The sequence below is a fragment of the Streptomyces phyllanthi genome (genome assembly GCF_009377205.1).
GTDB classification, from domain to species: Bacteria; Actinomycetota; Actinomycetes; order Streptomycetales; family Streptomycetaceae; genus Streptomyces; species Streptomyces phyllanthi.
Map to the genome: position 1 here is coordinate 1 of NZ_VJZE01000092.1, position 25,625 is coordinate 25,625.

At 71.5% G+C, this 25,625-nt stretch carries 20 protein-coding genes and 1 pseudogene; 16 read left to right on the top strand and 5 right to left on the bottom strand.

What is annotated here, in order from left to right:
• Positions 1 to 18: 18 nt before the first annotated feature.
• Positions 19 to 1,245, top strand: a complete 1,227-nt coding sequence (locus FNH04_RS15870; protein ID WP_322723139.1) for a glycoside hydrolase family 64 protein — start codon at positions 19 to 21, stop codon at positions 1,243 to 1,245.
• A gap of 23 nt (positions 1,246 to 1,268) precedes the next feature.
• On the opposite strand, the gene FNH04_RS15875 is transcribed toward FNH04_RS15870, so the two are convergent.
• Both FNH04_RS15875 and FNH04_RS15880 read right to left on the bottom strand, forming a co-directional pair.
• The gene (locus FNH04_RS15875; RefSeq protein WP_322723137.1) at positions 1,269 to 2,309 is read right to left on the bottom strand and encodes a LacI family DNA-binding transcriptional regulator; all 1,041 of its coding nucleotides are present in this window, start codon (positions 2,307 to 2,309) and stop codon (positions 1,269 to 1,271) included.
• 142 nt (positions 2,310 to 2,451) lie between these two features.
• A complete protein-coding gene (locus tag FNH04_RS15880; protein ID WP_152784683.1) occupies positions 2,452 to 3,396 on the bottom strand; it encodes a multicopper oxidase domain-containing protein in 945 nt (314 codons plus the stop codon).
• A gap of 340 nt (positions 3,397 to 3,736) precedes the next feature.
• Here FNH04_RS15880 and FNH04_RS15885 point away from each other — a divergent pair, with 340 nt between their 5' ends.
• Entirely contained in the window at positions 3,737 to 6,166 is a 2,430-nt protein-coding gene (locus FNH04_RS15885; RefSeq protein ID WP_152784717.1) for a ThuA domain-containing protein, read from the top strand.
• Positions 6,166 to 8,400 carry an OmpL47-type beta-barrel domain-containing protein gene (locus FNH04_RS15890; RefSeq protein WP_152784685.1) on the top strand — a complete coding sequence of 745 codons (2,235 nt, stop codon included), beginning with the start codon at positions 6,166 to 6,168 and terminating at the stop codon, positions 8,398 to 8,400. The genes FNH04_RS15885 and FNH04_RS15890 overlap by 1 nt, the downstream gene beginning before the upstream one ends.
• On the opposite strand, the gene ligD is transcribed toward FNH04_RS15890, so the two are convergent.
• Complete coding sequence (ligD, locus tag FNH04_RS15895; RefSeq protein WP_152784687.1) at positions 8,387 to 9,430, bottom strand: non-homologous end-joining DNA ligase; 1,044 nt, start codon at positions 9,428 to 9,430, stop codon at positions 8,387 to 8,389. The two genes, FNH04_RS15890 and ligD, sit on opposite strands and share 14 nt — an antisense overlap.
• Positions 9,431 to 9,564: 134 nt before the next feature.
• Here ligD and FNH04_RS15900 point away from each other — a divergent pair, with 134 nt between their 5' ends.
• From FNH04_RS15900 to FNH04_RS15910, 3 genes are all read left to right on the top strand, one after another.
• Positions 9,565 to 9,840 carry a hypothetical protein gene (locus tag FNH04_RS15900; RefSeq protein WP_152784689.1) on the top strand — a complete coding sequence of 92 codons (276 nt, stop codon included), beginning with the start codon at positions 9,565 to 9,567 and terminating at the stop codon, positions 9,838 to 9,840.
• Positions 9,841 to 9,954: 114 nt separating this feature from the next.
• Positions 9,955 to 11,025: an ATP-dependent DNA ligase gene (locus tag FNH04_RS15905; RefSeq protein WP_152784691.1), complete on the top strand. Its 1,071-nt coding sequence runs from the start codon at positions 9,955 to 9,957 to the stop codon at positions 11,023 to 11,025.
• A 189-nt stretch (positions 11,026 to 11,214) separates the two neighbouring features.
• Positions 11,215 to 12,168: a DUF3048 domain-containing protein gene (locus FNH04_RS15910; protein WP_152784693.1), complete on the top strand. Its 954-nt coding sequence runs from the start codon at positions 11,215 to 11,217 to the stop codon at positions 12,166 to 12,168.
• Between the two features lie 72 nt (positions 12,169 to 12,240).
• Here FNH04_RS15910 and FNH04_RS15915 read toward each other — a convergent pair whose 3' ends face one another.
• The gene (locus tag FNH04_RS15915; RefSeq protein ID WP_152784695.1) at positions 12,241 to 12,705 is read right to left on the bottom strand and encodes a MarR family winged helix-turn-helix transcriptional regulator; all 465 of its coding nucleotides are present in this window, start codon (positions 12,703 to 12,705) and stop codon (positions 12,241 to 12,243) included.
• Positions 12,706 to 12,948: 243 nt separating this feature from the next.
• Between FNH04_RS15915 and FNH04_RS15920 the strand changes: the two genes are divergently transcribed.
• From FNH04_RS15920 to FNH04_RS15960, 9 genes are all read left to right on the top strand, one after another.
• On the top strand, positions 12,949 to 13,731 hold the full coding sequence (locus FNH04_RS15920) for a CoA transferase subunit A (RefSeq protein ID WP_152784697.1): 783 nt from the start codon (positions 12,949 to 12,951) through the stop codon (positions 13,729 to 13,731).
• Positions 13,731 to 14,372, top strand: a complete 642-nt coding sequence (locus FNH04_RS15925; RefSeq protein ID WP_152784699.1) for a CoA transferase subunit B — start codon at positions 13,731 to 13,733, stop codon at positions 14,370 to 14,372. The genes FNH04_RS15920 and FNH04_RS15925 overlap by 1 nt, the downstream gene beginning before the upstream one ends.
• Positions 14,373 to 14,374: 2 nt before the next feature.
• Positions 14,375 to 15,577: a thiolase family protein gene (locus FNH04_RS15930; RefSeq protein ID WP_152784701.1), complete on the top strand. Its 1,203-nt coding sequence runs from the start codon at positions 14,375 to 14,377 to the stop codon at positions 15,575 to 15,577.
• Between the two features lie 17 nt (positions 15,578 to 15,594).
• Positions 15,595 to 16,368, top strand: a complete 774-nt coding sequence (pcaH, locus tag FNH04_RS15935; protein ID WP_152784703.1) for a protocatechuate 3,4-dioxygenase subunit beta — start codon at positions 15,595 to 15,597, stop codon at positions 16,366 to 16,368.
• A 6-nt stretch (positions 16,369 to 16,374) separates the two neighbouring features.
• A complete protein-coding gene (gene pcaG / locus FNH04_RS15940) occupies positions 16,375 to 16,980 on the top strand; it encodes a protocatechuate 3,4-dioxygenase subunit alpha (protein ID WP_152784705.1) in 606 nt (201 codons plus the stop codon).
• Positions 16,977 to 18,326, top strand: coding sequence for a 3-carboxy-cis,cis-muconate cycloisomerase (gene pcaB, locus FNH04_RS15945; RefSeq protein ID WP_322723138.1), 1,350 nt, complete (start codon positions 16,977 to 16,979; stop codon positions 18,324 to 18,326). Before pcaG ends, pcaB begins: the two co-directional genes overlap by 4 nt.
• Positions 18,323 to 19,459, top strand: a complete 1,137-nt coding sequence (gene pcaDC / locus FNH04_RS15950) for a bifunctional 3-oxoadipate enol-lactonase/4-carboxymuconolactone decarboxylase PcaDC (RefSeq protein ID WP_152784707.1) — start codon at positions 18,323 to 18,325, stop codon at positions 19,457 to 19,459. Before pcaB ends, pcaDC begins: the two co-directional genes overlap by 4 nt.
• A 113-nt stretch (positions 19,460 to 19,572) precedes the next feature.
• The gene (locus FNH04_RS15955; RefSeq protein WP_152784709.1) at positions 19,573 to 20,142 is read left to right on the top strand and encodes a TetR/AcrR family transcriptional regulator; all 570 of its coding nucleotides are present in this window, start codon (positions 19,573 to 19,575) and stop codon (positions 20,140 to 20,142) included.
• Between the two features lie 67 nt (positions 20,143 to 20,209).
• Positions 20,210 to 21,388 carry a GDSL-type esterase/lipase family protein gene (locus tag FNH04_RS15960; protein WP_152784711.1) on the top strand — a complete coding sequence of 393 codons (1,179 nt, stop codon included), beginning with the start codon at positions 20,210 to 20,212 and terminating at the stop codon, positions 21,386 to 21,388.
• A gap of 111 nt (positions 21,389 to 21,499) precedes the next feature.
• On the opposite strand, the pseudogene FNH04_RS15965 reads toward FNH04_RS15960, so the two are convergent.
• Positions 21,500 to 24,179 (bottom strand): annotated as a pseudogene (locus tag FNH04_RS15965) (ATP-binding protein).
• 238 nt (positions 24,180 to 24,417) lie between these two features.
• On the opposite strand from FNH04_RS15965, the gene FNH04_RS15970 reads away from it, so the two are divergent.
• The gene (locus FNH04_RS15970) at positions 24,418 to 25,503 is read left to right on the top strand and encodes a DUF2510 domain-containing protein (protein WP_152784713.1); all 1,086 of its coding nucleotides are present in this window, start codon (positions 24,418 to 24,420) and stop codon (positions 25,501 to 25,503) included.
• Positions 25,504 to 25,625 lie beyond the last annotated feature (122 nt).

The following is a 25,625-nucleotide window of genomic DNA, read 5'->3' on the forward strand; positions in this document are numbered from 1 at the left end:
CATCCCAGGAGGCCCTTCGTGATATCCCGCCGCGCACTCCTCACCGGGACCGCCGCAGCAGCCACCACCGTCACGTATCCGGTTCTCGGGAGCGCTCTCAGCCCCACCGCCGAGGCCGCGCCCGCCACCTGCGAACTCGCCCTGCGGAACGCGTCGTTGCCCGGCACGGTCCGGGCGTACGTCACCGGGCACGAGCAGTCGACGGGCGGCTGGATGCTGCTGCGGGCCGACGGGAGCGTCCACCGGCCGGCCTCGCCGTCGGCACCGCAGACACCGCTCGCGGTGGACTGCTCCATCCCGCTGGGCCCCGCGGGCTCGGCGCCCACGGTGCTGACGCTGCCTCAGATGTACGGCGCCCGCGTGTACTTCGTCCGCGACGACACGCTGGACTTCTTCGTGAACCCGGGCCCTGCCCTGGTGGAGCCCGCCTTCGCCACGTCGGCCGATCCCAACTACGGCAGAACCTGGTCGTTCTGCGAGTTCACTTTCAACAGCGCGCAGCTGTACGCGAACATCAGCTACGTCGATTTGGTGACGGCCCTGCCGATCGGGCTGACCCTGGAGGGCGACGCCACCCACACCGTCGCCCCGCTGCCCGACGGTGCCGTGGGGCGGATCGCCGCGGATCTCCGGGCGCAGGCGGCGAAGGACGGCCAGCCGTGGGACGAGCTGGTGATCCGCGGCGGAGACGGAGAGGTCCTGCGGGTGATCTCACCGCAGAGCCTGATGGCACCGTACTTCGACCGGCCCGAGCAGATGCCGTTCCGGACGGTCTGGGACTCCTACGTCGACCAGGTGTGGACGAAGTACCGCTCCACCGATCTGCGGATCGACCTCCAGGGCGGCCGGGGCGTGCTCACGGGGCGGGTCGGCGGCGACATGCTCACCTTCACCGGCGGCCACAGCTTCGCCCGGCCGACCTCGAAGGACGTCTTCACCTGCGACCACGGCCCGTTCGCCAACAACCCCGCCGACCCGGACGACAAGAAGGCCCTCCTCGCCCGGCTCGCCGCCGGCTTCAACCGCTCGCTGATGCTCACCCACCCCGACCAGCCGAACGGGGCGACGGCGGACGACTACTACCGCGGTGACGTGACGAACCACTGGGCACGTGTGGTGCACGCCAACTCGCCCATCGGCTACGCGTTCCCGTACGACGACGTACGGCCCGACGGCCGGCCGGACGTCTCGGGCGCGGCCCACGACCCGAACCCTCGCAGGTTCACGGTGACGGTGGGGTCGTAGGGACCTGTCACGGCGTACCGCGGTCAGGCGGAGGCGCGGCGCACCAGCGTGGTCGGGAGGACGACGCTGGACGGCGTGCCTCCCACGCCCGGCTCGGCACGGTCCCGGCTCCGCAGCCCGCGGAGCAGCAGCCGTGCCATCAGCCGGCCCATCTCCTCGATGTCCTGACGGACCGTCGTGAGCGGCGGGTCGGTCTGTTCGGCCACGGGCAGCATGTCGTCGAAGCCGACGACGGCGACATCGCCGGGAACGCTGCGCCCGTGCTCGCGCAGCGCGCGCAGGGCGCCCGAGGCGGTGAGGTCGTTGGCGGCGAAGACGGCGTCCAGGTCCGGGCAGCGGTCCAGGAGCTCCCGCATGGCGCGCTCGCCGCCCGCGGGGGTGAAGTCGCCCTCCGCGATCAGCCGTGGGTCGGCGTCCACCATGACGTCCCGGAACCCGTCGAGCCGGTCGACGGCGGAGGTCTGGTCGAGCGGGCCGGTGATGTGTCCGATACGGGTGCGGCCGAGGCCTGCGAGATGCCGTACGGCGTCCCGTGCGCCGCCCCGGTTGTCGCTGTCCACATAGGCGATACCGCGGGTGCCGTCGCCCCAGCCCGGCCGTCCGCCGAACACCGTCGGGACGCCGGCCCCGTGGATCAGTCCGGGGAGCGGGTCGTCGAGGTGCAGCGAGAAGACGAGCGCGCCGTCGACGTGCCCGCCCGCGAGGTACCGTCCGACGCGCGCGTGGTCGTCGCGGCCCTCGGTGAGCAGCAGGACGAGCTGGGAGTCGTGCGCGGTCAGCTCCTTGCTGATGCCGCGCAGCTGGAGGGCGAAGAAGGGGTCGGCGAACACCCTGGTCTCGGGCTCGGCGATCACGACGGCGACGGCGTCGTGCCGTCGGGTGACCAGGCTCCGGGCGGCCTGGTTGGGCACGTATCCGAGTTCCTCGACGGCCCGCCGTACCCGCTCGACGAGCGGTTCGCGCACGCCCTCACCCCCGTTGACGACCCGCGACACGGTCGCCCGCGACACCCCGGCCCGCGCGGCCACGGCCTCCAGCGTGGGGCGCGACGCTGTCTCGGTCACTTCGGGACTCTCCTCCAGAGCGGTTGCGGATCAGGATAGCCGTGGGCGGGGGCGCTCTCTGAGAGCGCTCCCGCCCGGAAACCCGCATGCTCGGTGCCGTGGGGCACGATGAGGATCATCGCGTGACAACGTTTGACACGCCCTAGTGCTCGTGCGGCTCGTACCCCGGGATCGTGCCGTCCGGCTTCTTCACCAGGAACAGGCCGACCATGCCCATGTCGGAGTGGCTCTGGACATGGCAGTGGTACATCCAGGCGCCCGCGCCCACGCCCTCCCCCGCGATGACCTGGAAGCCGAAGGAGTCGGCCGGGCCCACGACCTTGTTGTCGACGACCTGGCTGGGATCGTCGGGGCCGGTCAGCATGCCCGTACGGTTGTCCGCCCAGCGGTGACCGTGCAGATGGAAGGTGTGGTAGTACTCGCCGTGGGTGATCATCACCCACTCGACGCGGTCGCCCACCGTGGCCTCGAAGTCGGGGCCGGAGTGGGCCGGCCTGTTGTTGATGAGCATGTCGTTGAAGACGACCGTGACGGTCTTGTCGGGCAGCACGTCGCCCTTCCTGCGCACGATCACCGGACCGTAGAGGCCCTTGCGGATGCCGCCCGTTCCGTGGTCCGTGCCCACCACGTGGTCGTGGTAGTGCCAGTATCCGGCACTGCCCGCGCGCCAGGTGCCGTCCTTGCGGAGTCCGGGGGCATGCGTGCGCCAGGTGTACGTGCGGGTGCCGCCCGGTTCGACATGGCTCTTGTTCATCCTGGTGCCGTCGCTGGAGATCTCGTAGTCCAGCCCGTGGACATGCAGGCTCGCCGCCACGTCCATCGTGTTCTCGAACTCGATGTGCAGCGTGTCGCCCTCGTTGAGCTCGATGAGCGGGCCGGGGACGGTCGCTTTGCCCTTCTCCAGGCCGTAGCCCATCTGCCCGCCGGGGAGCTTCTCGGCGTACAGCTTCATGTGCCGCACCTCGCCGCCGGCCGGCGCGGTCCGCGCCTGTTCCGCGGCCCCGCTGGCCTCCGGAGCCAGGGACAACGATGTCGCGACGGCCGCGCCACCGAGGAGCACCCGCCGGTTGAAGCCACGTCTGTCCATGCCGAACTCCCCAAAGTATGACGTCACGGAGATGACGGAGATGCCGAAGAGGGAACCGGTGACCGAGAGGAACCGATGCCGAGAGGAACCTCTATGACGGAGAGGAACCTGTGAGACGGTAGCCGGGCGTCCATCGTTTTTCCACATCAAGGACAAAGTTCGTGCCATTCAGGTCATAGGTATTGGCGAGCCGCGAAAAGAGGTCTAGCTTCCTTGGCGCTGTTGCTGTGACCGACGAGAAGTGGATGACCACATGCGGCTCACATCGCATCAAAGGCCGTTATCCCCACAACCATTGAGCAGGAAAAGACGCGGGGCGCGCCGCACCTGGACCGCCGCCCTGGCCGCCGGAGTGGTCGCCGCGGGGGTCCTCACGGGTCCCGCCGCGAGCGCGCGCCCGGCGCCCGATCCGGCACTGACAACGATGTCGATCAAGTCCCCACCGGGCGGGGGCGACGTAAGGGTGCTGATCTACTACGGCTCGGCGGCGGCCGGGGAGGAGTCCCCCGTCGTCAACGCGGGCATCGAGGCCATCGAGAAGATCGGCCTGTCCGGTCCGGCCGACCAGCGCTTCGGCGTCGAGGCCACGAACGACGCCTCCGTCTTCACCGACGACACCCGGCTGAGCCTCTTCAACGCCGTCGTGTTCCTCACCGGTGGCGGGGACGTCCTCGACCCGGAGCAGGAGGCGGGGCTGGAGGCCTATATGGAGGCGGGCGGCGGTTTCGTCGGGATCCATGACGCGGCCCGCGCCGAGCCGTACTCCGACTGGTTCACCGGTCTCGTCGGCGCCCGCCCGGCCGCGTCGAGCCCGACCGCCGTACAGCGGGCGACCGTCGAGGTGGGCGACCGGCGGCATCCGGCGACCAAGGATCTGCCGGTGCAGTGGAAGCGGCCCGACCGGTGGTTCAACTGGATGAAGAACCCGTCCGGCGACGTCCACACGGTGGCACGGGTGCGCGAGTCGACGTACCAGCCGGGAGCGAGCGGGAACGGCTGGGACCACCCGGTGAGCTGGTGCCGTGACTACGACGGCGGCCGCTCCTTCTACACGAGCATGGGCTCCACCGTGGCCTCGTACGACGAGACCGACTTCCGTACGCATCTGCGCGGCGCCCTGCTCTGGACGACCCGTCTGGTCCGGGCCGACTGCAAGGCGACGATCAACGGCAACTACAAGGCGGAGCGCCTGACCCGGCCCAACCAGCCGGGGCAGAACGACCAGATCGGTGAGCCGCACGGTCTGGTGACCGCGCCCGACGGGCGTGTCCTGTACATCGGCCGGGGCGGCGCCGACTCCTCCCAGCCGGTGGTGACCGACTGGAACAGCCCGGACATCGGCAAGGGCAAGGGCGAGATCCATGTCTACGACCCGAAGACGAAGAAGGTCACACTCGCGGGCGCGCTGACGGTCTTCGGCAACAAGGGCGGCGGCGACGAGCTGACCAAGGTCGAGGAGGGGCTGCTCGGCATCGAACTGGACCCGCGCTTCCAGCAGAACGGCTGGGTGTATCTGCACTACACGCCGCACTCACGGATCAACCGCGACACGCGGACGGCCGATCGCTACGTCTCCCGCTTCACGCTCGACCTCGCCACCAACAAGCTGGACCTCGACAGCGAGAAGGTGCTGCTGAAGTGGCCGGTGCAGATCCACAGCTGCTGCCACGCGGGCGGCGGGATGGCCTGGGACTCCCAGGGCAACCTGTACATCGCGACCGGTGACAACAACTCCAGCGGTTTCAGCGACGGTTACTCCGGCAACAACCCGCAGCCCAACTACAAGGGCGTCTCGTTCGCGGACGCGCGCCGCACCGCCGGCAACACCAACAACCTCAACGGCAAGATCCTGCGCATCCACCCGGAACCCGACGGCACGTACACGCTGCCCGAGGGCAACCTCTTCACCGGCAGGGAGACCGACGAGGGCGGCGGCAAGACCCGTGGCGAGATCTATGTGATGGGGGTCAGGAACCCGGCACGTATCTTCGTCGACAAGTCGACCGACATCCTGTACGCGGGCTGGGTCGGCCCCGACGCGAGCCAGCCGTCCACGACCTGGGGCCCGGCGAAGTACGACACGTTCGCCGTCATCACCAAGGCGGGCAACCGGGGCTGGCCGTACTGCATGGGCAACAAGCAGCCGTACCGCGACCGCAACCTGCCCGACCCGTCGAAGCCGCTCGGCTGGTACGACTGCGACGCCCCGAAGAACGAGTCCCCGAACAACGACGGCCTGGTCAACCTGCCCCCGGTGACCGGCAACAACATCTGGTACTCGCCCCAGGGCGGCGCCCCGGACTATCCGCGTGACGCGAACGGCATCCCCTCGTACAAGACCGCGGAGGCCACGTACGGGCTGCCGTGGCTCAAGGGCGGCGGACAGGCCGCGATGAACGGGCCGGTCTACCGGTACGACGCCTCCGTGACCGACAGCGGCCAGTGGCCCGCGTACTGGGACGGCAAGTGGTTCGTGGGCGACTTCTACGACGCCGACCAGCCGCGCAACGCGGTCATCACCGACCCGAGGACGCACGGGGACGGCGGGCTGCCGGTCCACTCCGAGTCGCTGAAGAAGATCGTGCCGATCGGCAACGACGGCATCAGGAACCTCATGGACTGGAAGTTCGGGCCCGACGGTTCGCTGTACGTCCTCGACTACGGCCGCGGCTTCTTCACCTCGGACGCCAGGTCGGCGCTGTGGCGGGTCACCTACACCGGGGGCGGGCCGACGCCGGCCGTCGACCGGCTGGCCAGGAAGGCGGAGTGATGCGCGCGAGACATCTGACACCCCTGATACGCCAAGGACGCTGGTGGACCGCGCTGCTGGCGGCCCTCCTCATGGTGCTCGGGCTCACGTCGACCTCGGCGGCGGGCCGTACGCGGACCGAGGGGTCCCGGGCCGCGGCCCAGGTGCTGACCTGGACCGCCGGCGACGACATCACCAGGTACACGACCGCCCCGCAGACCGCGGTCGCGGGACCGACGACCATCGTGTTCGAGAACAGCGCGGCGACCGGCAACACCACGGGCATGCCGCACACGCTGACGTTCGACGTCTCCGACCCGGAGTACAACAACGACGTCCCGCTGAACATCCTGGCCAACCCGAACGACGCCCAGGGCGGCAAGTACACCGCCGAGGTCACGCTCTCCCCCGGCCGCTACCGCTACTACTGCACGATCCCGGGCCACGGTCAGATGCAGGGCATCCTCGTGGTGACCGAGGGCAGCGGCGAGGACACGACGCCGCCCGAGACCACGGCCAAGGTGAGCGGCACGCAGAACGCACAGGGCGCGTACGTGGGTTCGGCGACCGTGACGGTGAGCGCGACCGACGAGAGCGGCGGCTCGGGTGTCGATCGCGTGGAGTACGCGCTGGGGCACTCGGGTGCCTGGCAGCCGTACACCACGCCTGTGGTGATCGACGAGGTCGGTGACCACCACGTCCGCTACCGGGCGTTCGACAAGGCGGGCAACGTCGCGGCCGAGAAGAACGCCGACTTCACCGTCGTCCCCCCGCCGACCGACGACACCACGGCGCCGGAGACCTCGGCGACGGTGACCGGTGAGCGGAACCCTCAGGGTGAGTACCTCTCCATGGCGACGGTCACCGTCTCCGCGTCCGACGCCGGGTCGGGCGTCAACACCATCGAGTACGCGCTCGGCGACTCGGGCGCCTGGCGGCCGTACACCGCGCCCGTGATGGTGCACGAGGTGGGCGCGCACCAGGTGCGCTACCGGGCCACCGACAAGGCGGGGAACGTGTCCGCCGAGAAGAACGTCCAGTTCACGGTGGTCACACCGCCCGCCGAGGACACCACGCCGCCGGTGACCGGGGTGACCGTCGAGGGCGACCGGAACTCCTCCGGCGCGTACCTCAGGAGCGCCGAGGTGACGGTCACCGCGACGGACGCGCACGGCTCGGGGGTCGCCGGGATCGAGTACTCGCTCGACGGCGGGCCCTATCTCGCGTACACCGCATCCGTGGTGGTGGACCGCGCGGGCACGCACACGCTCGCGTACCGGGCGACCGACAAGGCGGGCAACACCTCCCAGCCGCGCACCGTGACCTTCACGGTCGTCGCGGGCGGCGGTGTCCCGGCGCCCAACTGCGCGGAGTGGGACGAGCGGTTGACGGTCATCGTCGGCACGGTCGACTCGGGTGTACCGAACCGGCTCACGAACAACCGGTGCCGTATCAACGAGCTGATCGAGGACGAGAAGGAGTGGACGTCCCACGCGTTGTTCCTGAAGCACGTGAAGTCGGTCCTGGACAAGCTCTTCAAGGACGGGGTCGTCGACGAGCGCGAGTACGACGCCATCCAGGAGGCGGCAGCCGAGTCCGGCATCGGCAGGCCCGGCCAGACCGAGGGCTACCGGACGATCATGGACGGTACGGCGGAGTCCTTCGCCAAGTGGCAGCAGGTGGGCGGCGGTTCGTTCGCGCTGAACACGGACGGGTCGATCACCTCGGGTACGACGAAGGCCGGGCTCGGCATGCTGTGGTTCCCCGAGCGGAAGTACGGCGACTTCTCACTGCGGCTCCAGTGGCGTGACGACGCCCCGGGCACGGGCAACGCCAACTCCGGTGTGTTCGTACGGTTCCCCTGGGTCCACGACCACGCCGAGGAGTCCCGTCCCGAGTGGGTCGCCATCAAGTACGGGCACGAGGTGCAGGTGCTGGACCGGCCCGACGGCGACATGTACAAGACCGGCTCGGTCTACGGCTTCGACCGTGTGGGCCTCGCCGGTGCGGGTGTCACCCAGAAGGGCACCTGGAACGACTACGAGATCCGTGTCGTCGACCAGCACTACTCCGTGTACCGCAACGGTGTGCTGATCAACGAGTTCGACAACATCGGCGGCCAGGACTTCACCCCGCCGCGCGCGGACGACCCGGGCACGGACGGCCGGCGGTTCGCCTCCGGGTACCTCGGGCTCCAGGTGCACGGCACGACGGACGTGGTGTCGTACCGGGACATCCGGATCAAGGAGCTGTAGGTCCCTCGGTTCCGCTCGGCTTCGGTTTCCTGGCCCGGCTCGGCTGCACCCGCTTGGGCTCGCCCGGCATCTTCGGGTACTCGGGCGGGTACGGCAGGTCGCCGAGCCCGTGGTCGTGTTCGTCACGGGACGCCAGCTCCAGCAGGGCCTCCAGCGAGAAGGCGTGATCGTCCATGTCCGCGTGCACGTCGCCGAGTTCGGCGAAGCGCGCGGGCATGGTCGCGAGGTCGAAGTCCCGGGGGTGCGCGTCGCCCACCTCGTCCCAGCGCAGGGGCGCGGAGACCGGGGCGTGCGGGCGGGGCCGTACGGAGTAGGCGGAGGCGATCGTCCGGTCACGGGCGGTCTGGTTGTAGTCGACGAAGATCTTCTCGCCCCGCTCCTCCTTCCACCAGGCCGTGGTCACGTGCTCGGGCATCCGGCGCTCCAGCTCGCGGGCCACGGCGATGGCCGCCCTGCGCACCTGGGTGAAGGTCCAGTCGGGCCGGATCGGCACGAAGACGTGCAGGCCGCGGCCGCCTGAGGTCTTGGGCCAGCCCTGGAGGCCGCCGTACTCGTGGAGGACCTCGCGCAGGTCACGGGCGGCGCGCACGGCGTCGTCGTAGTCGGTGCCGGGCTGGGGGTCGAGGTCGATACGGAGTTCGTCGGGGCGGTCGACGTCGCCGCGGCGCACGGGCCACGGATGGAAGGTGAGGGTGCCGTACTGGGCGGCCCACACCACGGCGCCGGCCTCGGTGGGGCACATCTCGTCGGCGCTGCGACCGCTCGGGAAGGTGATGTGGGCGGTCGGGATCCAGTCGGGCATGTTCTTGGGCGCCCGTTTCTGGAAGAACCACTCGCCGTTCAGGCCCTCCGGATAGCGCTCCAGGGTGGTCGGGCGGTCGCGCAGGGCGCGGAGGATGCCGGGGCCGACGGCGAGGTAGTAGCGGGCGAGGTCCAGCTTGGTGAAGCCGCGCTCCGGGAAGTAGACCTTGTCCGGACTGGACAGCCGTACCGTCCGGCCCGCCACCTCCAGCTCCACCGCATCGCCCATGCGAGCCACGGTAGGCGGACCGCGTGCACCTCGCACACCGTGAGCCGGTGGCGTACGGGTGGCCCCGGCCTGGCGTGCCTCTGCCCCGGCTGCGGCACTCGGCTCCCCGCAGTCACGGAAGGTTGATCACCACCATGTCCAAGGACCGTCCCTGGAACCGCAGGCCCGAGCCGGCCGGCACGCCGGAACCAGCCGGGAAGACCGAGCCGGCCCACGAGATCCCGCCACTGGCAGGGCTCGAGCTCCACAGGATGGCCGACGACGAGGTCCGGGCACACTGCCTGAAGCAGGCGAGATTCTGGCTGGCGGGGTACGAGCACCTGCGCCTCATGAACGAGGACCACCTGGAGATCGCCACCAAGTACGCGGTCATCGCCCAGGCCTTCCGCCCGGGTCCGGCCTCGGAGTGACACCGCCGCCGCACGGTCCCCTGGTGACTCCGCGCGGCCTGACCTGGACTGATTCGGCCGCGCCGGACTCACGGACGCCAGGCGGATGCCGCGAACGGCTCATAGAGTCGGAGCATGGAGCTCCCCGTCATGCCTCCCGTGCTGCCGATGCTCGCCAAGTCCGTGGCGAGGATCCCGCCCGGCATGCACTACGAGGCGAAGTGGGACGGCTTCCGGGCGATCGTGTTTCGCGACGGGGACGAGGTGGAGCTCGGCAGCCGCACCGGGAAGCCGCTGACCAGATACTTTCCCGAGCTGGCCGAGGCGGTGCGGGAGCGGGTGCCCGAGCGGTGTGTGCTGGACGGGGAGATCGTGATCGCACGGGAGGGGCGGCTCGACTTCGACGCGCTGACCGAGCGCATCCACCCGGCGGAGTCCCGGGTCCGCATGCTGGCCGAGAGGACGCCCGCGTCGTTCGTCGCCTTCGACCTGCTGGCGCTCGCGGACGAGTCGCTGCTCGACGTCCCGCTCACCGACCGGCGCGCCCTGCTGGAGGCGGCCCTGGCCGGGGCCACGGCTCCCGTCCATGTCGCCCCGGCGACCACGGACATCGAGGTGGCCGAGCGGTGGTTCGAGCAGTACGAGGGGGCGGGCCTGGACGGGGTCATCGCCAAGCCGCTCACGCTGGGCTACCGGCCGGACGAACGCGCGATGTACAAGATCAAGCACGAGCGCACGGCCGACGTGGTGGTCGCGGGCTACCGCCTTCACAAGAGCGGGCCCGTCGTCGGCTCACTGCTGCTCGGCCTGTACGACGACCGGGGCGCCCTCCAGCATGTCGGGGTGTCGGCCGCGTTCCCCATGAAACGGCGCGCCGAGCTGGTGGAGGAGCTGGAGCCGCTGCGGATGGACGACGTGGCGGAGCATCCGTGGGCGGCCTGGTCGGACGAGGCGGCCCATGAGACCGCGCGGCTGCCGGGTGCGCCGAGCCGGTGGTCGGCGAAGAAGGACCTCTCCTGGATGCCGCTCAGGCCCGAGCGGGTCGCGGAGGTGGCGTACGACCACATGGAGAACGGCGTGCGCTTCCGGCACACGGCCCGCTTCCGCCGCTGGCGCCCGGACCGGACGGCCGAGAGCTGCACGTACGCGCAGCTGGAGGAGCCGGTGCGGTACGAGCTCGCGGAGATTCTGGGCGAGCGGAGCTGAGATTCTGGGCGAGCGGGGCTGAGCCCCTGCTCCTCCGGTTGCTGAACGCCGTCATGTCGGGGTCGTCGAACACGGCCCCGCGCCCCGTTCGGGGACGCTCCACCGTGTTGGCAGGTATGGCCATCTATGAACCTATCAGCACACAATTAACCCAAACGGACTAGATGGCCATGGGTGGGCACGGTGGGCATGAGACGGAGAGCGACGATGCGGCGCGGCAGGATGACGGCGGCGCTGCTGGCCGCCGTGGTGACGGGCTCCCTCATCACGGGGTGCACGAACGGCTCCGACGACGGACGGAGCGAGAACGACCGGGTCAGCACGGCGTCCGCCGGTTCCGTGCTCGCCGTGAAGATCGACAACACGTCCGCCGCGCGCCCCCAGACGGGGCTCGACGCGGCGGACGTCGTGTACGCGGAGCAGGTCGAGGGCGGGCTCAGCCGGCTGATGGCGGTGTACGCGACCGAGTTGCCGGAGGCCGTCGGGCCGGTGCGCAGCGCGCGGGAGTCGGACCTGGAGCTGTTGCGCCAGTTCGACGAGCCCACGCTCGCCTTCTCCGGGGCGCAGAGCAAACTGCTGCCGCTGATCGACGAGGCGCCGCTGCACGCGGAGACCCCGGCGGACGCGCCGGGCGCGTACTTCCGCAGTTCCGACAAGGCCGCACCGTACAACCTCTATCTGCGGCCCGGGCGGCTGATCGACTCCCCGCCCGGCGCCGACGCGCTCACGACGGGCTTCCGCTACGGCGAGGCCCCGGACGGAGGCGCTCCGGAGGACTCGCGCACGGTCCGCTACCCGTCGGCCCGCTTCACCTTCACCTGGTCCGACAGCCGGCAGAGCTGGCTCGTGGCCATGGACGGCACACCGACGGTGACGACGGACGGCACACGGGTGGCCGCCCCGACCGTGGTCGTGCAGCACGTGGACATACGGCCGTCCCAGTTCAAGGACTTCCTCGGCAACAACACGCCGTACACGGAGACCGTGGGCTCGGGGAAGGCCGAAGTGCTGCGCGACGGGCGGGTGTTCGAGGTGAACTGGGAGCGGGAGGAGGCGACGGACGGCACGGAGTTCACCACCGGGGACGGCGAGCCGGTGAACTTCGCCGAGGGCCAGGTGTGGGTGGTGTACACCGAGGCGTGAGCGCCGGGTGGGCCCGCACGCCCGGGGCCCGCGATGCCGGGATGATCCGAACGACAGGGCGCAGGGCGGGCCCTAGGGCTGGGTGACCAGGGGTTCCCCCGGGTTGCGGAGCCCCTCGGCGGCGTCCGCGACGCGGCGGATGAGGTCGAAGAAGACGGCCTGCTCCTCGGTGGACAGCGGGGCCAGGAAGACCTGGTTCATCCTGGCCGTGCGCACGATCAGCTTGCGGTGCGTACGGACGCCCTCGTCCGTGAGGCGCAGCAGGAAGCGGCGGCCGTCCTGCGGGTCACGGACCTTGTCGAGGAGCCCGCGCCGGCCGAGCCGGCTGATGACCTCGGCGATGGTGGACCGGTCGAGCCCGACCCGCTCCCCCACGGTGCGCTGGTCCAGGCCCGGCTCGGCGACGAGCGCGTTGAGGACCGCGAACTGCGGTGAGGTGATCTCCTCGGAGACCATCGTGTTCCACAGCAGGTAGTGCGCCTGCTGGAGCCTGCGGGCCAGGTGCCCGGGATGGGTGGACAGGTCCACCGCGGCCATGTGCGCTCCTCGACTCCCGGCCCGCGTGGGGCGCCTTGCATTCGTCGGTGCACTGAACGATACCTCGCCTTCCCATAACCCGTCTCCCCTCATCACCGAGCCGTCACCTGCACATTTGCCCGAGGTCTTGACGTCGCAAGGGACGGATGGCAGCTTGAGTGACACCTCACGTAAATAGTCAGTGCCCTGATTAACTGAATCAGCGACGGGCGCTGAACGCGCGGCAGAGATGGGGCTTCTCGGATGGACAAGGTGGTCGCCACAGCCCTGGAGGCGGTGGCCGACGTGCCGGATGGCGCGTCGCTGGCGGTGGGCGGGTTCGGGCTGAGCGGTGTGCCGAACGTGCTGATCCAGGCGTTGTACGAGCGGGGCGTGTCCGGAGTCTCGGTCGTCTCGAACAACTGCGGGGCGATGGAGTCCGGGCTGGCCGTGCTGCTCTCGGCCGGCCGGATCGCCCGGGTGACCGGCTCCTACATCGGGGCGAACAAGGAGTTCGCGCGGCAGTACCTGGCCGGGGAGCTGGAGGTCGAGATGATCCCGCAGGGGACGCTGGCCGAGCGGCTGCGCGCGGGTGGCGCCGGGATCCCGGCCTTCTACACCCCGGCGGGAGTGGGTACACAGGTCGCCGAGGGCGGACTGCCGTGGCGCTACGACGGCTCCGGCGGTGTCGCACTGGCCTCGCCGCCGAAGGAGGTCCGGGAGTTCGACGGTGTGGAGTACGTGCTGGAGCGCGGCATCCGCACCGACTACGCGCTCGTGCGGGCGGCGAAGGGCGACCGGCACGGCAACCTGGTCTTCAACAAGTCCTCCCGCAACTTCAACCCGCTCGCGGCGATGGCGGGCAGGGTCACGATCGCCGAGGTCGAGGAGCTGGTCGAGCCGGGCGGGATCGACCCGGACGCGGTGCACCTGCCGGGCATCTTCGTACAGCGGGTGGTGGCCCTGACTCCGGAGCAGGCCACCGCCAAGGGCATCGAACAGCGCACGATTTCCGCGCCTGAGGCACGAGGGACGGTGGGCAACTGATGGCCTGGACACGTGAGGACATGGCCGCCCGCGCAGCGCGCGAGCTCCAGGACGGCCAGTACGTCAACCTCGGCATCGGACTGCCGACGCTGATCCCCAACTACCTCCCGGACGGCGTGGAGGTGACCCTAGAGTCCGAGAACGGCATCCTGGGCACCGGCCCCTACCCCACCGAGGACCAGGTCGACCCGGACCTGATCAACGCGGGCAAGGAGACGGTCACCGTTCTGCCGGGCGCGTCCTTCTTCGACTCGGCGCTGTCGTTCTCGATGATCCGCGGCGGGCACATCGACGTCGCCGTACTCGGCGCCATGCAGGTCTCCGAGAAGGGCGACCTGGCGAACTGGGCCATCCCCGGCAAGATGATCACCGGCATCGGCGGGGCGATGGACCTCGTCCACGGCGCCCGCACCGTGATCGTCGTCATGACGCACACCGCGAAGGACGGCAGCCCGAAGATCCTGGAGGAGTGCGCCCTGCCGCTGACCGGCAAGGCGTGCGTGAACCGGATCATCACCGACCTCGGCGTGCTGGACGTGACCGATGAGGGCCTGGTCCTGGTCGAGACCGCGCCGGGCGTGGACACCGCTGAGATCGTGACCAAGACCGCCGCCAAGGTCCGTGTCCCCGGGGAGGTCTAGTCATGAGGGACGTCTACATCGTCGACGCGGTGCGCACCCCGATCGGCCGCTACAACGGCGCGCTCGCCTCCGTCCGGCCCGACGACCTGGCCGCTCACGCCATCCGTGAGCTCCTCGCCCGCACACCGGAGTTGGATCCGTCGCGCATCGAGGACGTGTACTTCGGCAACGCCAACGGCGCCGGCGAGGACAACCGCAACGTGGGCCGGATGGCCGCGCTGCTGGCCGGACTGCCGACCTCCGTGCCGGGCGTGACCGTCAACCGGCTGTGTGCCTCCGGACTCGAAGCCGTCATCCAGGCCGCCCGCGCCATCGCCTGCGGCGACGCATCGATCGCTCTCGCGGGCGGCGTGGAGTCGATGACCCGCGCGCCGTACGTCCTGCCCAAGAACGACAAGCCGTTCCCGGCCGGGCACACCGAGCTGTTCTCCACCACCCTCGGCTGGCGCATGGTCAACCCGAGGCTGGACCCGCAGTGGACCGTCCCGCTGGGTGAGTCCGCCGAGCTCATCGCGGACAAGCACAAGATCAGCCGCGAGCAGCAGGACGAGTTCTCCCTCGGCAGCCACCGGAAGGCAGCCGAGGCGTGGTCCGAGGGCCGGTTCGACGCCGAGGTCGCCCCCGTGTCGATTCCGCAGCGCAAGGGCGACCCGGTCGTGTTCGGCGCCGACGAGTGCGTACGACCGGACGCCTCCCTGGAGGCGATGGCCCGGCTCAAGCCGTCCTTCCGCAAGGAGAACGGCACGGTGACCGCGGGCAGCTCCTCGCCCCTGAACGACGGTGCGGCCGCCCTGCTGCTGGTCGACGAGGAGGGCCTGGCGGCCACCGGGCGCGAGCCGCTCGCCCGTGTCTCCACGACCGGTGTCTCCGCCATCGACCCGCACTACTTCGGGCTCGCCCCGGTCGAGGCCGTCAACCGCGCCCTCGCCAAGGCGGGCAGGAGCTTCGCCGACCTCGACGTGCTCGAACTGAACGAGGCATTCGCCGCCCAGGTCCTCGGCTGTGTGGCCGAGTGGCCCGAGTTCGACCCCACGATCCTCAACCCGCGGGGCGGCGCCATCGCGCTGGGCCACCCGCTGGGCGCCTCCGGGGCCCGCCTCGCCGGGACCGTCGCCCACCAGCTGGCCGCCAAGGGCTCCGGCACCGGCGTCGCCACGCTGTGCATCGGCGTCGGCCAGGGCCTCGCCCTCGTCCTCGAACGTTAAGACCCCCGGGACACCTCATGACTCTCACCCAGCACGACATCGACCAGGAGATCGCGGCCGAGCACGCCGCGTACGAGAAGCGGGTCGCCGACGGCGCCCCCGTCGAGCACCAGCCGCGCCGCGACTACGCCCCGTACCGCTCCTCCGTGCTGCGCCACCCCAGGCAGCCGCCGATCACCATCGACGTCGCCAAGGACCCGGAGCTGGTGGAGCTGTCCTCCCCCGCCTTCGGCGAGCGCGACATCACCGAGATCGACAACGACCTCACCCGGCAGCACAACGGCGAGCCGATCGGTGAGCGCATCACCGTCTCCGGCCGACTGCTGGACCGCGACGGGCGCCCGATCCGCGGTCAGCTGATCGAGATCTGGCAGGCGAACTCGGCGGGCCGCTACGCCCACCAGCGGGAGCAGCACGACGCGCCGCTGGACCCGAACTTCACGGGCGTGGGCCGCACGATCACCGACGCGGAGGGCCGCTACCACTTCACGACCGTCCAGCCGGGCCCCTACCCCTGGCGCAACCACCTCAACGCCTGGCGGCCGGCCCACATCCACTTCTCGATGTTCGGCACGGCGTTCACGCAGCGGCTGGTGACGCAGATGTACTTTCCGAGCGACCCGCTGTTCCCGTACGACCCGATCATCCAGTCGGTGACGGACGACGCGGCCCGGCAGCGGCTGGTCGCGACCTACGACCACAACCTGTCCGTGCCGGAGTTCTCGATGGGTTACCACTGGGACATCGTGCTCGACGGGCCGAAGGCCACCTGGATCGAAGAAGGGCGCTGACCTGCCATGACGAAGATCGACACGAGCAGCCCTGAGAGCGTGCTGCCCACCCCGTCGCACACGGTGGGTCCCTTCTACGGCTACGCGCTGCCCTTCCGCGGCGGCGAGGAGATCGCGCCCCTCGGGCACCCGGACACGATCACGGTCCACGGGTACATCCTTGACGGAGAGGGCAAGCCGCTGCCCGACGCGTTCGTGGAGCTGTGGGGAGCGGATCCCGACGGCAACGTGCCGACCACCGACGGCTCGATCCGGCGCGACCCGGCGACCGGCGGCTACCTGGGCCGCAACGGCGTGGAGTTCACCGGCTGGGGCCGCATCCAGACGGACGCCAACGGCCATTGGTACGCACGGACGCTCCGGCCGGGTGCTCGCGGGCAGAGTGCGCCGTATCTCAGCGTGTGCGTCTTCGCTCGCGGGCTCCTCGTGCACCTGTTCACCCGGATCTACCTGCCCGGCGACGAGGCGGCGCTCGCTGCGGACCCGCTGCTCGGGCAGGTGGACGAGGACCGGCGCGGCACACTGATCGCCGTGGACGAGGGCAACGGAACGTACCGTTTCGACATCCGCCTCCAGGGCGAGGACGAGACGGTCTTCCTGGAGTTCCGGTGACCTCTGGCGGTTCCGAGGGCTACGACGGTTCCGACGCCGGCCTCCTCTCTCCCGGGCCCGTCGGCTCCGCCGCGTCCTCCGCGACGAGCGACACCGCGTATCTGCGGGCGCTGCTCGACGCGGAGGCCGCGCTGACCCGCGCCCAGGCCTCGCTGGGACTCGCTCCAATGGGGGCGGCGACGGCGGTGACCGCGGCGGCCGTTCCGGAGCGGTTCGACGCCCGGGACATCGCCGTACGGGCGCGCGGGGGCGGCAATCCGGTGATCCCGCTGGTCGCGGATCTGACCAAGGCGGTCGGGGCGGAGTACGGCCCGTACGTCCACCGGGGCGCGACCAGCCAGGACATCATGGACACGGCGACGATGCTGGTCGCCGTGCGCGCGCTGGACCCGGTGCTGGCGGACCTGGAGCGCACCCAGCGGGCGCTGGCCCGGCTGGCCGCCGAGCACCGGGACACGGCGATGCCCGGGCGGACGCTCACCCAGCACGCCGTGCCCACGACGTTCGGGCTGAAGGCGGCGGGCTGGCGCTCGCTGGTGCTGGACGCACGGGACCGCCTCAGGGCCGTACGGGACGGCCTTCCCGCCCAACTCGGCGGCGCCGCAGGCACGTTGGCGGCGTTCACCGTGTTCGGCGCCTCGGACACCCAGGCCCTGGTCGCCGCGTACGCGCGCGAACTCGGGCTGGCCGAGCCGTCGTTGCCCTGGCACACCCTGCGCACCCCGGTCGCGGACCTCGCCGGATCGCTCGCCCTCACCGCGGGCGCCCTCGGCAAGACGGCCGTCGACGTGCTCACCCTCGCCCGTACGGAGATCGCGGAGGTCTCCGAGGGCAGCGGCGGGGGTTCGTCGGCCATGCCGCACAAGGCGAACCCCGTACGGTCCACGCTGATCGCCGCGGCCGCACGCCGGGCTCCGCAGCTCGCGGCCACGCTGTACGGGGCGCTGGCCGCGGAGGACGAGCGACCCGCCGGGGCCTGGCACGCCGAGTGGGAGCCGCTGCGCGATCTGCTCCGGCTGGTGGGGGGAGCCGCCGGGGGCGCCGTGGAGCTGACGGAGGGCCTCCAGGTGCACGCCGGGACGATGCGCAGGCACCTGGACCTCACCCACGGGCTGATCGTCTCCGAGCGGCTCGCCGCCGAACTGGCGCCGGTACTCGGCCGCGCCCGCGCCAAGGAGCTGCTCACCGAGGCGGCCCGGCGCACCTACGCCGAGGACCGTTCCCTGGCCGAGCTCCTTGCCGAGGAGCCGGAGTTGAAGGACCTCGACCTCACGGCCCTCACCGACCCCACCCGCTACACCGGCTCCGCGGGAGCCCTCACCGACCGCGCCCTGGAGCGACGTTGACCGACAAGCCGCTGAACCACCGTGCCGAAGGCCCCACCACCGCTCCCCCGCTGCTCCTCGGGCCCTCGCTCGGGACCTCGTACGCCCTGTGGGACAAGGTGGCGCCCGAACTGTCCGTCGCCCACCGGGTGGTGCGCTGGGACCTGCCGGGGCACGGGGGCTCGGCGGCGGACCTCATCGGCCCCGGAGCCACGGTCGGCGATCTGGCCGGACTGGTGCTGGCGCTGGCGGACTCGCTGGGGATCGAGCGGTTCGCGTACGCGGGTGTGTCGCTGGGCGGCGCGGTGGGTCTGCACCTGGCGGTCCACCACCCGGACCGGCTGTCCTCGCTCGCCGTGATCTGCTCCTCCGCCCACTTCAACGGCTCAAGGCCGTGGGAGGAGCGTGCCGCGCTGGTGCGCCGCGAGGGACTGGCGGAGCTCGCAAAGTCGGCGGACTCCCGTTGGTTCACGCCCGGTTTCACCGTTCCCGAGCTGGTGGCCGACCACCGTGACGCCGACCCCGGGGCGTATGCCGCCTGCTGCGACGCGCTGGCCGCGTTCGACCTGCGGGACCGGCTCTCCGAGATCACCGCGCCCACCCTGCTCGTCGCGGGCCGTGAGGACCCGGCGACCCCGCCCGCGCATCTGCGGGAGATCGCGGACGCCGTGCCCGGCTCGTCCCTGACGGAGCTCGCGGGCGCCTCGCACCTCGCGCCGGCGGAGCGTCCGGAGGCCGTACTGGCCGCGCTGCGCGGTCACTTCGGCGGGCACGCGTCGCGTGGCATGGAGGTGCGTCGTCAGGTCCTCGGGGATACGCACGTGGACCGCGCCCAGGCCCGCCAGACTCCCTTCACGGCCCGCTTCCAGGACTTCATATCCCGGTACGCCTGGGGCGAGATCTGGACGGACCCGACGCTGACGCGCCGTGAGCGCAGCATGATCACGCTGACCGCGCTGGTGGCGCACGGCCACTACGACGAGCTGGCGATGCACGTACGGGCGGCGCGCCGCAACGGGCTCACCCCGGAGGAGATCGGGGCCGTACTGCTCCAGACGGCCGTGTACTGCGGTGTCCCGGCGGCCAACTCGGCGTTCGCGGCGGCACAGCGGGTCCTCGCGGAGGAGGACGGGTCCCAGGACTCCCCGGCCTGACCCGGGGGCGCCCCCACCCCTAAACAGCAGGCCGATTTGCCTAACACCTTTAGGTAAATGCACAATCGAGTCCGCTGAGCGAGGAGCTAGCTGCGAGGGGCGAGGGCAAGCACATGGCACGCGCTGGACTGACCACGGAACGACTGGCCCGGGCGGGTGCCGAACTGGCCGACGAGGTCGGCTTCGACCAGGTGACCGTCTCGGCGCTCGCCAAACGGTTCGACGTCAAGGTCGCGAGTCTCTACTCGCACGTGCGCAACTCCCACGACCTCCGGGTCAGGATCGCCCTGCTCGCCCTGGAGGAGCTCGCCGACCGGGGCGCCGCCGCGCTGGCCGGACGGGCGGGCAAGGACGCCCTGGCCGCCTTCGCGAACGTCTACCGTGACTACGCCCGGGAGCACCCGGGGCGTTACGCCGCGGCCCAGCTGCGGCTCACCCCGGAGGAGGCTGCCGCCAGTGCGGGCGGCCGGCATGCCCGGATGACGCGGGCCATCCTGCGCGGCTACGACCTGACCGAGCCGGACCAGACGCACGCGGTCCGGCTGATGGGCAGCGTCTTCCACGGCTACGTCAGCCTGGAGCTGGCGGGAGGGTTCAGCCACAGCGCCCCGGACAGCCAGGAAAGCTGGACGAGGATCCTTGACGCCCTCGACGCCCTGCTGCGGAACTGGCCCGCGGCGTAGCGGCACAGCCAAGGCCGGTTCGGCGGAGCCGGACGATCCCCCACACGTCGATCAACAGGTTGAGGCCATGCACACCCCGCACGACTGGATCACCACCCCCATCACCGCGGACCTGCTGCGCGGAGCCCTCGAGGTGGAGCACACCGAGCACGGCGTGCTGCCGCACCGGCTGCCCGCCAGGGCGCGCGCCCAGTGCGCCGACGGGCAGCTGGCCATGGCCGAGGCCCAGCCCTCAGGCGTACGGCTGGCCTTCCGCACCCGGGCCACCGCCGTCGAACTGGACGCGCTGCGCACCAGGAGGAACTACGTGGGGGTGCCACCCCGCCCGGACGGCGTGTACGACCTGCTCGTCGACGGGCGCCTGGCCGGCCAGGCCAGTGTGCCGGGCGGCAACACCCTGACCATCGACATGAGCAGCGGGAGCACCGAGAAGCAGTCGGGCCCTCCCGGCACCCTGCGGTTCACCGGTCTACCCGAAGGCGGCAAGGACATCGAGATATGGCTGCCGCACAACGAGACCACCGAGCTCGTCGCCCTGCGCACCGACGCCCCCGTGGAGCCCGTACCGGACCGGGGCCGCAGGGTGTGGCTGCACCACGGCAGTTCGATCAGCCACGGCTCCGACGCGGCCAGTCCCACCGCCATCTGGCCGGCGCTCGCCGCCTCCCTCGGCGGGGTGGAGCTGATCAACCTGGGACTTGCGGGCAGCGCCCTGCTCGACCCGTTCACGGCCCGTGCCATACGGGACACCCCCGCCGATCTGATCAGCGTCAAGATCGGTATCAACCTGGTCAACCTCGACCTGATGCGGCTGCGGGCCTTCACCCCGGCCGTCCACGGCTTCCTCGACACCGTGCGCGAGGGCCATCCCACCGCACCGCTGCTGGTCGTCTCCCCGATCCTGTGCCCCATCCACGAGGACACCCCCGGGCCCGGGGCGTTCGACTTCGACGCGCTCAGCACCGGGCACCTGCGGTTTCTGGCCATGGGCGATCCGGCGGAGCGCGCCGGCGGGAAGCTGACCCTGCGTGTCATCCGGGAGGAGCTCGCCGACATCGTGGCGCGGCGGGCGGCCGAGGACCCGAACCTGTACTACCTCGACGGCCGCGGCCTCTACGGCGAGGACGACTTCGCCGAGCTGCCGCTGCCCGACCAGCTCCATCCGGACGCCGCCACCCACCGCCGTATCGGCGAACGCTTCGCCGAACTGGCCTTCACCGGCGCCTTCGCGGACCGCGGCGACTGAAAACAGGCCGACGCCGGCTGAAGCGGGCCGCCGTCGGCTGAAGCGGTCCGCCGTGACCGCAGCGGACCACGGCGCCCGAAGCACTCGGCGTGTCGGCCTCCGGCCGGCCGCCTACCGCAGCCCCCACCCCTCGTCCAGCGCCCGCTGGGCCTTGGCCACCAGTCCGTCCGCGCCGCACGAGCGTGCCAGTGTCAGGCCCTTCTCGAGTTCCGTGGTGGAGCGGGAGGCGATGCCGTGCTCCACGCGGGCCATGGCGTGTTCGTAGGCACAGGGCGACGCCTCCAGATAGGTGACGGCCTGGGCGTACAGGGAGGCGGCGCGCTGGCCGGTCTCCAGCGCGGCGGCGAGGCGGAGGGCCTCGCCTATGGCGGCGTCGGTGCCGAAGCGCTCGGCCTGGCGGCGGACGGCGACCGAGAGTTCGGCCGCACGGCGCGGGTCCTCGTTGGCCAGGGCGCGTGCGAGGTCACTGCCCCAGGAGGCCACCACCGGGTTGTGGTGGCCCCGGGCCGCGGCCGTCTTCTCCGCCGCCTCCAGTTCGCCCACGCCCTCCTCCGTACGGCCCGTGGCGAGCAGCAGCCTGCCGCGTACGGAGCGGGTGTCGGGCAGGACGATGGTGGACGGGTACGGCGGCGCGAAGCCGTACTGCTCCGCGGTCTGCCAGGCCTCGTCGACATGGCCGCGGGCGAGCAGGGTGTCCACGAGGCCGCAGGAGGCCGACCAGTACAGCGGCAGCCGACGGCCGACGCTCGGCCAGGCGCAGCGACTCGCGCAGGGACTTCTCGGCCTCCGTCAGGCGCCCGCGCCGCCGGTGTGCGAGGCCGATGTAGGCGTGCGTCAGGGCGATGTGGCCGCCGCTCCATCCGGCGGTCTCGTAGGCGCGCAGGGCTTCGGTGTAGAGGCTCTCGGCGCGGTCGAGCCGGTCCGTGTAGGCGTACGAGTTCGCCAGCATCAGCAGCAGTTCGATGCCCCACTCGGTGTCCGTCCAGCCGAGTCCGGGTGCGAGGCGGCCGTTGACGAGGGCGCGGTCGCAGAGCTCGACGACCTCCTCGGCGTTCTCACCGCGCATCATCAGGTCGAAGCCGCGCAGGATCAGCAGCGCGCGTTCGGAGTTGTCCCGGCCCGTGCAGGTGGCCGCGAGCGCGGCGAGTTCGCCGGAGCCTCCGGACGGGTGTTCCTCTCCCGAGTGGATGCCCTGCCACATGTGGTGCACGGCCTTCAGCCGCAGCTGGGCGGGGCCGGGGCCGAGCCGGGCGGCCTCCGCGTCGACCGTGCGTACGGCGTCCTCCAGCTGGTCGTTGTGGAGGAGGGCCTGGGAGAGCCGGACCACGGCGTCCACGCGGGTACCGCCGTCGAGCCCCGGTATGGCGAGCGCCGACTGCAGGTACTCGATGGTGGTGGACGGCGAGGTCAGCAGCGTGGCACAGCCCAGCTCGTAGAGCACCTGCGCGTGGATGTCCGGTTCGGGCGGTTCCACCAGGGCGCGTTCCAGGCAGTGGCGGGCCGCGTCCGGCGCACCGATGGCGAGGTGTTCGCGCGCCGCCTGGCGCAGCTGCTCGACCAGCTCCGGGTCGTCGTCCGGGTGGACCCGGAGGAGGTGGTGGGAGGCCGCCGCGGCTCCGAGCCCGGAGGCGGTGACGACCTCCGCGGCCACCCCGTGCATGGCGGTGCGCATGGCGGGCGGGATCGAGTGGTAGACGGCTGTGGCGATCAGCGGATGCACGAACTCCAGGTCGCCGGCGCCGACCTGGCGGCTGCCGGGATCGGTCTCGGCGAGGATGCGGGCCGCGCTGAGTAACCGGGCGCAGCGCAGGGCCTCCTCACGGCGCATGGTGGCGAGCGTGGCCACGAGGTCCACGGTGATGCCGGTGCCGAGGATGGCGGCGGCCCACGCGAAGCGGGTGGCGTCGACGCCGAGCCCTTCGAGGCGGGCGACGAGGCCGCGGCCGCGCGCCGAGCGGTTCAGGGCGCGGAGTTCGGCGGCCGAGGACTCGGCCGGTTCCAGTCGGCTGTCCTGGACCTTGGCGAGGAGTTCCACCGTCTCGTACGGGTTGCCGCCGGTGACCGCCCACACCTCGCGGCAGAACGGCGCGTCGGCGTGCTCGCCGACGGTGGCGCGGGTGAGCCCGGCGGTCGCCTCGGGGGTCAGCGCGCTGAGCCTGGCGCCGGTACCGGCCACGGCGGCGACGGCGTCGAGGAGGGCGGCGCGCTCACCGGTCACCTCGCCGGGGCGGCGGGCGACCACGAGGAGGACGGACAGCTCGTCGAGGCGGGAGGCGAACGCGGCCAGCCAGTGCAGGGTCTCGTGGTCGGCCCAGTGCGCGTCGTCGACCAGCAGGACGAGGGGCCACTCGCGCCGGGCGAGCCTGGTGACCGCCGCGATCAGTCCGTCGCACACGCCCTGCGGGTCGGCGTGCCGGCCGCCGGGGACCGCCACTCCCAGCGCGGGCCCCGCGATGTCGTACCAGTCGCCGAGGTACTCCCTCGCCTCGTCCGGCATCAGCGACAGGAGCGCGGGCTGTAACAACTGCCGTACGACGTTGAAGGGTACGGAGGTGACGGTCTGCCCGCCGCGTGCCGACCACACCGTGCAGTCGCGCTCCTCCGCGATGCGCCGGGCCTCGGCGAGGAGCGCCGTCTTGCCGATGCCGGCCTCGCCCTCGAAGACGAGAAGGCCGCCCCTGGACGTTCGGTTGGCGCGCAGGGCGTCGATCGCCTCCCCGACGGCTGCGAGTTCCTCGTCGCGCTCCCACAGCGAAGCCGACGGGCCCCCTCCCGGCCCTGCTTCCGTCATCCCGCTACCTCCCCAGGTCGCCCAAATGACGTACAGGCATCGAGCGTAGCCCTCCGCGCGCCCAAGTGGAGCCGGTCCGGGCACGTGTTGCCGCCAGGAGTGACACCGGGTGCGCGAAGGCGACGCGACGGGCCGTTCACCAGCGGCGGTGACGGTCGTAGAGGGTCAACAACGGGTAAACCGCGACAGCGGGGCCCCCTCTCATCCGTCTTTCACGCTCACCTCATACCGTGGCCCCATGACCCAGGTGACTCCTCCCGGCTGGTACCCCGACCCGGGGCAGACAAGTGACGCTCCCGCCACCGAGCGCTGGTGGGACGGCAAGGCATGGACGGACCAGATCCGGCCCGCGGACCCGGCCGCCGTATGGGGTCCCCCGACGACGCCCGCGGCTCCTGCCGCCCCGGCGGCCCCCGCCGCGTATCCGGCGGCCCCCGGGGGTCAGCCGGTGCCGCCCGGGGCCTATCCGGCGGCAGCGGGGCCGTATCCGGCCGCGCCGGGGGCGTACCCGGGGTACCCGCCCAACCCGGCGTATCCGCCCGCGGCTTCGCGGCGCGGGCTGCGTACGGGGATCGCCGTCGCCGTGGCCGCGGCCGTGCTGGCGAGCATCGGTGTGGGCGTGTACGCCCTGACCAAGGACGACGGGAACGGGAACACCACCAGTTCCCAGGGCCCCGGCGGGCAGGACGGCCGGGGCGACCCTGACGGGCAGGGGGACTCCGGTGGCGGTTCCGGCGGCCCGGACGGCCGGACCCCGGCGCCCGGCGAGTCCGTGGAACCGCGGATCGAGGACGGTCTCGCCATCGACCCGGTCAACGGCATCGGCATCCCCGTGCCCGACGACTGGAACGCCGTGTCGGTCGGGGTGGGCGTGCAGGTCACGGCCAAGGGCTCGTACAAGTGCCCCGGCGACACCTCGAAGACCTGCACGCGCGGCGGCGCGTACTCGGCGCCCGCCGAGGTGCTGAAGCTGAAGGCCACCACGGCCGAGGCCGCCGCGAAGGAGGACATCTCGAAGAACGCCGAGGAGTCGTACGGCGGCACGACCTACGGGAAGATCACCTCGCACGAGGAACTCGCCTCCAAGGCGGTGACCGTGGCCGGGCAGAAGGGCTATCTGGTCCGCTGGAAGGTCGTCACCAGCAAGGGCGCCGACGGCTACGTCGAGTCGCTCGCGTTCCCGTCGCCCGCCGACCCCGACCGGCTGGTCATGATCCGCTTCGGCATCGACGTGGGCTCCGACGCACCCGAGCAGTCGGTCATAGACGAGATCACCAAGGGCATCAAGAAGGCCTCCGGCGGCGGTAGCGGGCAGAACGTCTGACGGACCGGACGGGACGACGGGAAGCACGGACGGGCACCGGCGGAGACGAACCGGCCGGGTGGGTCCCCCCTCCGCTCCGGAGGGCCCCACCCGGCCGGGGTGCGCGCCGCACCGTGGGGACG

Bases quoted from the DNA above. Each gene is read 5' to 3' on its own strand.
- ligD (WP_152784687.1), bottom strand. From the start codon at position 9,430: ATGGGCGATGCGGTGGAGCTGGAGGTGGCGGGCCGGACGGTACGGCTG.
- FNH04_RS15880 (WP_152784683.1), bottom strand. From the start codon at position 3,396: ATGGACAGACGTGGCTTCAACCGGCGGGTGCTCCTCGGTGGCGCGGCC.
- FNH04_RS15910 (WP_152784693.1), top strand. From the start codon at position 11,215: ATGAGACGGAGAGCGACGATGCGGCGCGGCAGGATGACGGCGGCGCTG.
- FNH04_RS15960 (WP_152784711.1), top strand. From the start codon at position 20,210: ATGCACACCCCGCACGACTGGATCACCACCCCCATCACCGCGGACCTG.
- FNH04_RS15925 (WP_152784699.1), top strand. From the start codon at position 13,731: ATGGCCTGGACACGTGAGGACATGGCCGCCCGCGCAGCGCGCGAGCTC.
- FNH04_RS15905 (WP_152784691.1), top strand. From the start codon at position 9,955: ATGGAGCTCCCCGTCATGCCTCCCGTGCTGCCGATGCTCGCCAAGTCC.
- FNH04_RS15930 (WP_152784701.1), top strand. From the start codon at position 14,375: ATGAGGGACGTCTACATCGTCGACGCGGTGCGCACCCCGATCGGCCGC.
- FNH04_RS15920 (WP_152784697.1), top strand. From the start codon at position 12,949: ATGGACAAGGTGGTCGCCACAGCCCTGGAGGCGGTGGCCGACGTGCCG.
- FNH04_RS15890 (WP_152784685.1), top strand. From the start codon at position 6,166: ATGCGCGCGAGACATCTGACACCCCTGATACGCCAAGGACGCTGGTGG.
- FNH04_RS15900 (WP_152784689.1), top strand. From the start codon at position 9,565: ATGTCCAAGGACCGTCCCTGGAACCGCAGGCCCGAGCCGGCCGGCACG.
- pcaG (WP_152784705.1), top strand. From the start codon at position 16,375: ATGACGAAGATCGACACGAGCAGCCCTGAGAGCGTGCTGCCCACCCCG.
- FNH04_RS15970 (WP_152784713.1), top strand. From the start codon at position 24,418: ATGACCCAGGTGACTCCTCCCGGCTGGTACCCCGACCCGGGGCAGACA.
- FNH04_RS15955 (WP_152784709.1), top strand. From the start codon at position 19,573: ATGGCACGCGCTGGACTGACCACGGAACGACTGGCCCGGGCGGGTGCC.
- pcaH (WP_152784703.1), top strand. From the start codon at position 15,595: ATGACTCTCACCCAGCACGACATCGACCAGGAGATCGCGGCCGAGCAC.
- FNH04_RS15915 (WP_152784695.1), bottom strand. From the start codon at position 12,705: ATGGCCGCGGTGGACCTGTCCACCCATCCCGGGCACCTGGCCCGCAGG.